10 protein-coding genes are annotated in these 10,084 nt (G+C 64.8%); all 10 read left to right on the top strand.

Features of this window, described 5'->3' with window-relative positions:
* Positions 1 to 237: 237 nt before the first annotated feature.
* The 10 genes from I5S59_RS26150 (at position 238) to I5S59_RS26105 (ending at position 9,937) form a co-directional block, all read left to right on the top strand.
* Complete coding sequence (locus tag I5S59_RS26150; RefSeq protein ID WP_197879156.1) at positions 238 to 1,128, top strand: VOC family protein; 891 nt, start codon at positions 238 to 240, stop codon at positions 1,126 to 1,128.
* Positions 1,129 to 1,140: 12 nt separating this feature from the next.
* Complete coding sequence (locus I5S59_RS26145; protein WP_197879155.1) at positions 1,141 to 2,016, top strand: CoA transferase subunit A; 876 nt, start codon at positions 1,141 to 1,143, stop codon at positions 2,014 to 2,016.
* Positions 2,017 to 2,028: 12 nt separating this feature from the next.
* Entirely contained in the window at positions 2,029 to 2,826 is a 798-nt protein-coding gene (locus I5S59_RS26140; RefSeq protein ID WP_197879154.1) for a CoA-transferase subunit beta, read from the top strand.
* A 16-nt stretch (positions 2,827 to 2,842) separates the two neighbouring features.
* On the top strand, positions 2,843 to 3,751 hold the full coding sequence (locus I5S59_RS26135) for an enoyl-CoA hydratase (RefSeq protein WP_197879153.1): 909 nt from the start codon (positions 2,843 to 2,845) through the stop codon (positions 3,749 to 3,751).
* A complete protein-coding gene (locus I5S59_RS26130) occupies positions 3,748 to 4,860 on the top strand; it encodes an NAD(P)H-dependent flavin oxidoreductase (protein ID WP_197879152.1) in 1,113 nt (370 codons plus the stop codon). The genes I5S59_RS26135 and I5S59_RS26130 overlap by 4 nt, the downstream gene beginning before the upstream one ends.
* Positions 4,857 to 5,609 (top strand): enoyl-CoA hydratase family protein, encoded by a 753-nt coding sequence (locus I5S59_RS26125; protein ID WP_128326363.1) that lies wholly within the window; start codon positions 4,857 to 4,859, stop codon positions 5,607 to 5,609. The genes I5S59_RS26130 and I5S59_RS26125 overlap by 4 nt, the downstream gene beginning before the upstream one ends.
* Before the next feature lie 9 nt (positions 5,610 to 5,618).
* A complete protein-coding gene (locus I5S59_RS26120) occupies positions 5,619 to 6,776 on the top strand; it encodes an acyl-CoA dehydrogenase family protein (protein WP_197879151.1) in 1,158 nt (385 codons plus the stop codon).
* A 10-nt stretch (positions 6,777 to 6,786) separates the two neighbouring features.
* Positions 6,787 to 7,842: an acyl-CoA dehydrogenase family protein gene (locus tag I5S59_RS26115; protein ID WP_197879150.1), complete on the top strand. Its 1,056-nt coding sequence runs from the start codon at positions 6,787 to 6,789 to the stop codon at positions 7,840 to 7,842.
* Between the two features lie 3 nt (positions 7,843 to 7,845).
* Positions 7,846 to 8,997, top strand: coding sequence for an acetyl-CoA C-acetyltransferase (locus I5S59_RS26110; protein ID WP_197879149.1), 1,152 nt, complete (start codon positions 7,846 to 7,848; stop codon positions 8,995 to 8,997).
* Between the two features lie 61 nt (positions 8,998 to 9,058).
* A complete protein-coding gene (locus tag I5S59_RS26105) occupies positions 9,059 to 9,937 on the top strand; it encodes an SDR family oxidoreductase (protein WP_197879148.1) in 879 nt (292 codons plus the stop codon).
* Positions 9,938 to 10,084 lie beyond the last annotated feature (147 nt).

Here is a 10,084-nt window from a genome sequence, read left to right as displayed (position 1 = left end):
TCGGACTGCATTTGGAGGTTGGGTTTGGATCAGCCTTATCAGCGATGCTGCTTTAGCACCATCGCCGACCGGGTCATGCTGAAAAAAGATCTTCTTAGAAAGAGATCCAAAGACAGTTGCTCCTACAGGTGAAGCGCCTGCGCGCAAGGTGCTTAGTCTCAACGGACGATGAAGGGCAGGGCGGCGCTTTGCACAATGCCAGCCACGCACCGGAATCAGCCAACGAGGAACCCAGGCATGATCGACATTCGCGGTTTGAGCTATTTCGTCTCCCAGATCGAAAACCTCAGTCAATGGCAACGCTACGCCGAGGACGTGCTCGGCATGCAAGTGCAGCCGGCGCCGGGCGGCGGTCTGTACGTGAAGATGGACGAGCGTCCGTTTCGCATGCTCATCGTCGAAGGCAGCGAGGCCCGTTACCTGGCGTCCGGCTGGGAGCTGGCCAACGAAGCGGCATTCCAGGCTGCCCTCGCGCACTTGACCGCCGCCGGTATCGAATGGCAGCCGGGTAGCGCCGCCGAAGTCGATCAACGCGGCGTGCAGGCCCTGGTGAAAGTCACCGACCCGTCGGGCAACTGCCACGAGCTGAGCTGGGGCCATCGCTCCGACTGCCTGCCGTTCGTTTCGCCGCAAGGCGTGCCGCGCTTCATCACCGGCGACATGGGCCTGGGCCACACCGTGCTGCCGGCACCGAACTTCGACGCCACGCTGGCGTTCGCCAAGGACGTGCTGGGCTTCGAGCTGTCGGACATTTTCAACTTCCGCCCCGATCCGTCGGCACCGCCGATCCGCATTCACTTCCTGCATTGCCAGAACGCTCGCCACCACAGCCTGGCACTGGCCGAGTACCCGGTGCCGTCAGGGTGCGTGCACGTGATGGTCGAGGTGGATTCGATGACTGAGGTCGGCCGTGCCCATGACCGCTTGCTGGCCCATGACGTAAGCCTGTCGGCAACCCTCGGCCAGCACCTCAACGATCGCATGACCAGCTTCTACATGAAGACACCGTCCGGATTCGATCTGGAATACGGCTTTGGCGGGCTGCAAGTCGACTGGGCCGAACACTCGGCCTTCGAGTTCACCCGCGTGAGCATTTGGGGGCACGACTTTTCGGTCGGCCAACAGTAAGGAACCGTGATGATGAACAAACAACTGACAGCGGCCGATGCGGTCGCTCAACTGCGCGATGGCATGACCATCGGTTTCGGTGGCTGGGGCCCGCGGCGCAAGCCGATGGCCATCGTGCGCGAGATCCTGCGCTCGCCGGTCAAGGACCTGACCGTGGTCGCCTACGGCGGCCCGGAAGTGGGCATGCTGTGCGCTGCCGGCAAGGTCAAGAAGCTGGTGTTCGGCTTCGCCACCCTCGATGCCATCCCGCTTGAACCCTATTACCGCAAGGCCCGCGAGGCCGGTGAACTGGAGTTGCTGGAACTCGACGAAGGCATGTTCCAGTGGGGCCTGCGCGCGGCGGGCATGCGCCTGCCGTTCCTGCCGACCCGCTGCGGCCTGGCCACCGACGTCACGCGCCTGAACCCGGAGCTCAAGACCATCGCTTCGCCGTATGCCGATGGCGAGGTGCTGCTGGCGATGCCGGCGCTGAACCTCGATGTGGCGTTTGTCCACGTCAACGTCGCCGACCGCCTGGGCAACATCCTGGTCACCGGGCCGGACCCGTACTTCGATCACCTGTTCGCCCGCGCGGCCCAGCAGTGCATCGTCTCGTGCGAGCGCCTGGAAGAACGCCTGGAACTGACCGCCGAGCAGGCCCGCTTTAACACCTTCGAGCGCTACCTGGTCAGCGGCGTGGTGCATGCACCGCTCGGCGCCCACCCGACTGCCTGCGCCCCCGACTACGGCTGGGACATGAAGCACCTCAAGGGCTATGTCGCCAGCAGCCAGGCGGAAAACGGCTGGCAGGACTATGTGCAGACCTACATCGCCGCAGGCGAACAGGCCTATCAGGCACAGAACGGCGGTGCCGACTCCATGGGCGCCTTGCCCCTTCCCGTGTTCTGAGGATTAGCGACTATGTCTGCAACCTGTGATTTCACCCTCGCTGAGCTGATGATCGTTGCCGCCTCCGAGGCCTGGCGCGGCAATGGCGAAGTGATCGCCTCGGGCCTGGGCGTGATTCCGCGCCTGGGCGCGAGCCTGGCCAAACTCACCCACAGCCCTGAGCTGTTGATGACCGACAGCGAAGCGTTCCTGGTCGAGGAGCCGATTCCGCTCGGCCCGCGTGGCGACTATGTGCCGCGCTACTCCGGCTACCTGTCGTTCGAGCGGGTGTTCGAGTGCGTCTGGGGCGGTCGTCGCCACGCGATGATCGGCCCGACCCAGATCGACCGCTGGGGCCAGCCCAACCTGTCTTGCGTGGGCGACTATCAAAAGCCCAAGACTGCGATCCTCGGTGTGCGCGGCCTGCCGGGCAACAGCATCAACCACCTCAATTCGTTTTTCGTGCCCAACCACAACACCCGGGTATTCGTCAGCGGTGAAGTGGACATGGTCTCCGGGGTCGGCTTCAAGGCCGAGCGCTGGCCCGAAGGCGCACGTCGCGACCTGATGGACATTCGCTGTGTGGTCAGCGACCTGTGCGTGCTCGATTTTGACGGCCCTGAGCGTGCCGTGCAGGTGCGCTCGCTGCACCCGGGCGTGAGTTTCGAACAGGTCCAGGACAACACCGGTTTCCCGTTGCTCAAGTCGGCGCACCTGCACGAGACCGTGCACCCGACCGCAGAGCAGTTGGCCCTGATCCGCCGGCTCGACCCCCACGATTACCGCGCCACGGCAATCAAGGGCAACCCGCCCGGCATCCGTACGGCCTGAGGCGAGGACTGTGAACATGCACAGCAGCGAGAGTGAATTCGTCGTCCGCGAGGACAAAGCCGTCTACGAAACAGACACACCGGTGCTGTACAGCGTGGCCGAGGGGATTGCCACGCTGACGCTGAACCGGCCGACCTTCAACAACGCGCAAAATTCGCAAATGACCTACGCCCTGGACGCCGCCTTTCGCCAGGCGGTAAACGATGACGCGGTCAAGGTCATCGTCCTGCGCGGCAACGGCAAGCATTTTTCGGCAGGCCACGACATCGGCACGCCGGGGCGTGACATCGACAAGCCGTTCGAGCGTGCGCACCTGTGGTGGGACCACACCAACAAGCCCGGAGGCGAGCAACTCTATGCCCGCGAGCAGGAGGTTTACCTGGGCATGTGCCGGCGCTGGCGCGAGCTGCCCAAGCCGACCATCGCCATGGTCCATGGCGCTTGCGTGGCGGGCGGGCTGATGCTGGCCTGGGTGTGCGACCTGATCGTCGCCAGCGAAGACGCATTCTTCCAGGACCCGGTGGTGCGCATGGGCATTCCGGGGGTGGAGTACTTCGCCCATCCCTATGAAATGAACCCGCGCCTGGCCAAGGAGTTCCTCTTTACCGGTGACCGCATGAGCGCCACCCGCGCCTGGCAGGTAGGTATGGTCAACCGCATGGTGCCTCGTGAAGATCTGGAACAGGCCACCTATGCCCTGGCCGCCGGCATCGCCCGGCAGCCGCGTATGGGCCTGGCGCTGACCAAGCAGGCGATCAACCACGTCGAAGACCTGCAAGGCAAACGCACGGCGATGGATGCGGTGTTCGCCTGGCACCATTTCGCCCATGCCCACAACGAGCTGTTGTCCGGCGACAAGCTGGGCGGCTTCGACGCCAAGGGCATGGCCCAGGCCAACAAGCAGGCAGAGGACAAGCGCTCATGAATCGCTGGCTGGATACGCCACTGACCGAAGCGCTCGGTTGCCGCTACCCGATTGTGCAAACCGCCATGGGCTGGGTCGCCGATGCCAACCTGGTGATCGCCACGACCCAGGCCGGCGGCTTTGGCTTTCTCGCCGGCGCGACCATTGCCGCCGATGAGCTGGAAAGCGAAATCCGCAAGGTGATCGACGCCACCGGTGGCAGCAACTTCGGGCTCAATTTTCATATGTTCCAGGACAACGCCGCGCAGTGCGTCGACCTGGCAATCCAGTACCGTCTGCGCGCTGTGAGCTACGGGCGCGGCCCGGACAAACAGACCATCGCGCGGTTCAAGGCAGCCAAGGTGTTGTGCATTCCCACCGTGGGCGCACTCAAGCATGCGCTGAAAGCCGTGGAACTGGGTGCCGACCTGATCACCATTCAGGGCGGCGAGGGCGGCGGTCATACCGGCGGTGTGCCGAGTTCGATTTTGCTGCCGCAGGTATTGGCGGCGGTCAAGGTGCCGGTGATCGCGGCCGGCGGTTATGCCACCGGCCGTGGCCTGGCCTCGGTGCTGGCTGCCGGGGGCGCAGGCATTGCCATGGGCACGCGCTTTTTGATGACCCGCGAATCGCCGACACCGGCGGCGACCCTGGAGCGATATCTCAAGGTCAACGACCCGCAGCAGGTGCGGGTGACCACGGCGGTGGACGGCATGCGCCACCGCATGATCGAAAACCGCTTTATCAATCGTCTGGAAAAGGCCGGCCCGTTCGGTCGCTTGCGCATCGCCCTGGGCAGCGCCTGGCACTGGAAACAGCAGACCGGCATGAGCCTCGGGCACATGGCCTCGGTGTTCATCCGTGCCTTGCGTGAAGACCCGTCGGCGCTGTCGCAAGTGGTGATGGCCGCCAACCAGCCGGTGTTGTTGCAGCGCTCGATGATGGATGGCGCACCGGACGAAGGCATCCTGCCCAGCGGCCAGGTCGCGGCCGCCATCGGCGAGCTGCTCAGTTGCCGTGAAGTCATCGAAGGCATCGCCAGCGAAGCCCAGCTCTGCCTGGACGCGCTGCTGGCGCGCAGCCAGACCCAGTCCTCGAACCATCCCGCCAGTATTGGAGAACCCCTGTGAACCAGGCATTTACCACACAACTCAACCAGGGGATCGCGGAGCTGGTGATCGCCAAGCCGCCGGTCAACGCCCTCGACAGCCAGGAATGGCGTGCGCTGGCCCGGCAGATCGAAGCCCTGGGCGCCGACCCGCAAGTACGGGTGATCGTCATCCGTGCCGAGGGCCGGGGCTTTTGCGCCGGCGTCGATATCAAGGAGCTGGACAAGTACCCGGAGCGCATCGTCGAGGTCAACGCCGGTAACTACGCGACCTTCAAGGCCGTGCACCGCAACCCGGTGCCGGTGATTGTCGCGGTCCACGGCTTTGTCCTCGGTGGCGGCATCGGCATTACCGGGGCGGCAGACATCGTCGTCGCCTCCGACTGCGCGACCTTCGCCCTGCCGGAAGTCGACCGCGGTGCCATGGGCGGCGGTGCGCACCTGCAACGCCTGTTCCCGGTGCAAAAGGTCCGCTACCTGTTCTTTACCGGCGACAGCATCGGTGCCCCTGAAGCCCTGCAATACGGCTTCATCGAGCGCATCGTCAGTAAGGATCAATTGCGCGAAACCGCGCTGGGCATCGCGGCGAAAATCGCCGAAAAGAGCCCCGGCATGATCCGCATTGCCAAGGAGGCGTTGAACGGCATCGAAGACGGCAACCTGGAGGACAAGTACCGCTGGGAGCAGGGCTTCACCATGCAGGCCTACAGCAGCCCGGACTCCGCCGAGACCCGTCGGGCCTTCGTCGAAAAACGCGACGCCAAGTTCTGAGGGAACGCCATGGAACTGAATTACACCCCCAAACAAACTGCCTTCCGCGCCGAAGTCCGCGCGTGGCTGGCGGCCAACCTGCCGCGCGAACCGCTGGCCAGTTACGACACCCGCGAAGGTTTCGAGCAGCACCGCGCCTGGGAGGCGAAGCTGTTTGAAAGCCGCTGGTCGATGGGGATGTGGCCCGCCGAGTTGGGCGGCCGCGGCTGCGACCTGATCGAGTGGCTGATCTTCGAAGAAGAGTATTACGGTGCCGGGGCACCGATGCGGGTCAACCAGAATGGCCAGTTGCTGCTCGGGCCGACGCTGATGGAGTTCGGTACCCCCGAGCAGAAACAGCGCTTTCTGCCGCGCATGGCCGCCAGCCTCGACATGTGGGCGCAAGGCTGGTCCGAGCCCAATGCCGGTTCCGACATGGCGGCGATCACCAGCAAGGCCACCCTCGACGGCGACTATTACGTGATCAACGGCCAGAAAACCTGGTCGACCCGGGCGATCTTTGCCGACTGGCTGTTCGGCCTGTTCCGCAGCGAGCCGGGCTCCAGTCGTCACCATGGCCTGTCGTTCGTGATGGTGCCGCTGAATGCACCGGGCGTGAGCATTCGCCCGATCAAGGCGCTCAACGGCAAAGACGCCTTCGCCGAAGTGTTTTTCGACGACGTCCGGGGGCCGGTGGCCAACCGTATCGGCGCCGATGGTCAGGGTTGGCACGTGGCAATGGCCACCGCCGGTTTCGAGCGCGGGCTGTTGCTGCGTTCGCCGGCACGCTTCCAGGCCACCGCACGCCGTTTGGTGGAACTGTACAAGGCCAACCGCGACAGCGCCGACCGCGACCCGAGCCTGCGCGACGCGGTGCTGGAAACCTGGATGGGCGCCGAGGCCTATGCCCTGTCGGCGTACCACACCGTTGGCCGCCTCAGCCGCGGCGAGCAGATCGGTGCCGAGTCGAGCATCAACAAGATCATCTGGTCGGAGCTCGACCTGAAAATGCACGAAACGGCGATGCGCATTCTCGGCAGCCGCGCCGAGCTGCTGGCGCCTGGCGATGACGATGCAGCGGGCTGGCTGGACGGCTTCCTGTTTGCCCAGTCCGGGCCGATCTACGCCGGGACCAACGAAATCCAGCGCAACATCATTGCCGAGCGGATGCTCGGCTTGCCGAAATAAGGAACGGGCCATGGACTTCACTTTTACCGATGACCAGCTGACGTTTCGCGAAGCCATCAGTCGTTTCCTGATGACCGAAGCGGCCCCGGAAATGCTCCGGGAAATCTGGGAAACCGACGTCGGTCGTTCACCGGACCTGCGCAACAAGATCGCTGCCCAGGGCCTGACTGCCCTGTCGGTGCCCGACGCCGAAGGTGGCCTGGGCATGGACGATGTCGCCTGGGCGCTGATGACCCAGGAGCTGGGGTATTACGCGATTCCCGACTCTCTGGCCGACACCGCTTACGTCGCCACCGGCCTGCTGGCCAGCTTGACCGCCGAGCACCCGGCCCGGCGCCTGCTGCCGCGCATCGCCGAGGGCAGCGTGCGCCTTGCCATCAGCCACCCCGTCAACCCGCTGGTCAGCGATGCACAGCTGGCCGAAGTGCTGATCCTGATCGATGGCGACGACATTCATGTTGTGCCGCGCTCGCAAGTGGATGTGCTGCATCAGCCGAGCATCGATGCCTCGCGGCGCCTGGGGCAGGTGACCTGGAACCCGACCGCGGCCACCTGCGTGGCCAGTGGCGTGCTGGGCCGCACGTTGCAGGCGCAACTGCTCGACCGTGGCGCGTTGTCGGTGGCCGGGCAACTGCTCGGGCTGGCGCAACGCATGCTCGATCTGTCGGTGGATTACGTCGCGCAGCGCAAACAGTTCGGCAAGCCGATCGGCAGCTTCCAGGCGGTCAAGCATCACCTGGCCGATGTCGCCCGTGCCATCGAACAGGCCAAGCCGGTGCTGTACCGCGCCGCCCACGGCCTGGCCCAGGGCGATGCAAATGCCAGCGTGTGGGTGTCCCAGGCCCGCCTGGCCTGCTGCGAGGCCAGCTGGGTTGCCGCGCGCAAGGGCATCCAGGTGCATGGTGCGATGGGCTACACCTGGGAAGTCGACCTGCAAATGTTCATGAAACGTGCCTGGGCGCTCGATTCGTCCTGGGGCGATCGCGCGTTCCACAAATCCCGTGTCAGCGACTACCTGTTCGCCGACGGTGCCCGCCTGGGCCCGGGCCATACCTTCGAGGAGTGAGTCATGCCAGAGGCCTATATTGTTGATGCCCTGCGCAGCCCGACCGGCAAGCGCAAAGGCGCCTTGAGCGAAGTCCACGCCATTGACCTGGGGGCCCAGGTGCTCAAGGCACTGGTGGCACGCAACGCGATTCCCGGCGAAGACTATGACGACGTGATCTTCGGTTGCGTCGACACCATCGGCTCGCAGGCCGGGGATATTGCCCGCACCAGCTGGCTCGCCGCCGGCTTGCCGCTGAATGTGCCGGGCACCACGATTGACCGCCAGTGCGGTTCATCGCAGCAGGCACTGCACTTCGCCGCCCAGGCGGTGATGAGCGGTACCCAGGACGTGATCGCCGTGGGTGGCGTGCAAACCATGACGCGGATTCCGATTTCCTCGGCCATGCTCGCCGGGCAGCCGCTGGGTTTCCCCGATCCGTTCTCCGGCAGCGAAGGCTGGCGCGCACGCTTTGGTGATCAGCCGGTCAACCAGTTCTATGCCGCGCAGCGCATCGCTGATCACTGGGGCATCAGCCGTGAGCAGATGGAAGCCTTCGCCCTGCAAAGCCACAGCCGTGCGCTGGCCGCCATCGAAAGTGGGCGTTTCGCCCGGGAAATCGTGGCCTGCAACGGCTTGCGCGTGGATGAAACACCGCGCCTGACCAGCCTGGCGAAAATGGCCGAGCTGCAGCCGGTGGATCCCCAGTTCCCGTCGATCACCGCCGCCGTTTCCAGCCAGACCTGCGACGCCTCGGCGGCGTTGCTGGTGGTGTCGGAAGCGGCCCTCAAACGTTACGACCTGACGCCACGGGCGCGCATCCATCACCTCACGGTGCTGGGCGATGACCCGATCTGGCACCTAACAGCACCCATCGCGGCAACCCGCCATGCCTTGGCAAAAACCGGGCTGCGCATGAGCGACATCGATTGCGTGGAGATCAACGAAGCCTTCGCCTCGGTGGTCATGGCCTGGGCCAAGGAACTCGACTACGACCCGGCACGCACCAACGTCAACGGCGGCGCGATTGCCCTGGGCCACCCGCTGGGTGCCACCGGTGCGCGGTTGATGACCACGCTGTTGAACGAGCTGGAATGCAGCGGTGGCCGCTATGGCCTGCAGACCATGTGCGAAGGCGGCGGCCAGGCCAACGTCACGATCATCGAACGTCTCTAGGTTTTCCCATCCGTAGCGCCGCCCGCCGGGCGTGCGCTCACGCCGTATCAAGGAGTTAAACATGGCTATTTGTTCAGGCCGCACCGTGATCATCACCGGTGCCGGCGGCGGGCTCGGTCGCGCTTATGCGCTGGCATTCGCCGCGGCAGGCGCCAACGTCGTCGTCAACGATATCCGTGCCGATGCGGCCCAGGACGTTGCCGGCGAGATCCGCGCCAGCGGTGGCCAGGCCATCGCCAACAACGACGACATCACCACCCTGGCCACTGCCGAGCGCATTGTCGACGCGGCGCTGGCGGCGTTCGGTGAGGTGCATGTGCTGGTCAACAACGCCGGGGTACTGCGCGACCGCATGTTCATCAGCCTCGGCGAAGATGACTGGGACCTGGTCATGCGCGTGCACCTCAAGGGCCATTACTGCCTGGCCAACCTGTTGGGGCGGCGCTGGCGCGACCTGGCCAAGGCCGGTACGCCGGTTGACGGGCGCATCATCAACACCAGCTCCGGTGCCGGCCTGCAAGGTTCGGTGGGGCAGTCCAACTACTCGGCGGCCAAGGGCGGGATCGCCGCGTTGACTCTGGTGCAGGCGGCTGAGCTGGCGCGTTACGGCATTACCGCCAACGCCCTGGCCCCGGCCGCACGGACCTCGATGACCGAAAGCGCCATGCCCGACGTAGTGAAAAAGCCCGAAGACGGCAGCTTCGATGCCTGGGCGCCGGAAAACGTCGCGCCGTTGGTGGTGTGGCTCGGTAGCCCGGAGTCAGCCCATGTCAGTGGCCAGATCTTCGAGAGCCAGGGTGGGCGGATCTCGCTGGGTGACGGCTGGCGTACCGGCGTAACCCGCGACAAGGGCGCGCTGTGGCAGGTCGAAGAAATCGGTGCTGCAGTGGCCGAGATCCTCGCCGAAGCGCCGAAGGCGCAGAAGGTCTGGGGCAGTTAACCGGCGGAGTACCCAATACCTGTAGGAGCAACTGTCTTTGGATCTCTTTCTAAGAAGATCTTTTTTCAGCATGACCCGGTCGGCGATGGTGCTAAAGCAGCATCGCTGATAAGGCTGATCCAAACCCAACCTCCAAATGCAGTCCGA

The sequence above is a fragment of the Pseudomonas alkylphenolica genome, assembly GCF_016009175.1.
GTDB classification, from domain to species: domain Bacteria; phylum Pseudomonadota; class Gammaproteobacteria; order Pseudomonadales; family Pseudomonadaceae; genus Aquipseudomonas; species Aquipseudomonas alkylphenolica_B.
This window is presented reverse-complemented; position numbering and strand designations above follow the sequence as displayed.

What these genes read in the sequence shown, in the direction of transcription:
- I5S59_RS26150 (WP_197879156.1), top strand. Translation starts at nt 238, where the DNA reads ATGATCGACATTCGCGGTTTGAGCTATTTCGTCTCCCAGATCGAAAAC.
- I5S59_RS26145 (WP_197879155.1), top strand. Translation starts at nt 1,141, where the DNA reads ATGAACAAACAACTGACAGCGGCCGATGCGGTCGCTCAACTGCGCGAT.
- I5S59_RS26140 (WP_197879154.1), top strand. Translation starts at nt 2,029, where the DNA reads ATGTCTGCAACCTGTGATTTCACCCTCGCTGAGCTGATGATCGTTGCC.
- I5S59_RS26135 (WP_197879153.1), top strand. Translation starts at nt 2,843, where the DNA reads ATGCACAGCAGCGAGAGTGAATTCGTCGTCCGCGAGGACAAAGCCGTC.
- I5S59_RS26130 (WP_197879152.1), top strand. Translation starts at nt 3,748, where the DNA reads ATGAATCGCTGGCTGGATACGCCACTGACCGAAGCGCTCGGTTGCCGC.
- I5S59_RS26120 (WP_197879151.1), top strand. Translation starts at nt 5,619, where the DNA reads ATGGAACTGAATTACACCCCCAAACAAACTGCCTTCCGCGCCGAAGTC.
- I5S59_RS26115 (WP_197879150.1), top strand. Translation starts at nt 6,787, where the DNA reads ATGGACTTCACTTTTACCGATGACCAGCTGACGTTTCGCGAAGCCATC.
- I5S59_RS26110 (WP_197879149.1), top strand. Translation starts at nt 7,846, where the DNA reads ATGCCAGAGGCCTATATTGTTGATGCCCTGCGCAGCCCGACCGGCAAG.
- I5S59_RS26105 (WP_197879148.1), top strand. Translation starts at nt 9,059, where the DNA reads ATGGCTATTTGTTCAGGCCGCACCGTGATCATCACCGGTGCCGGCGGC.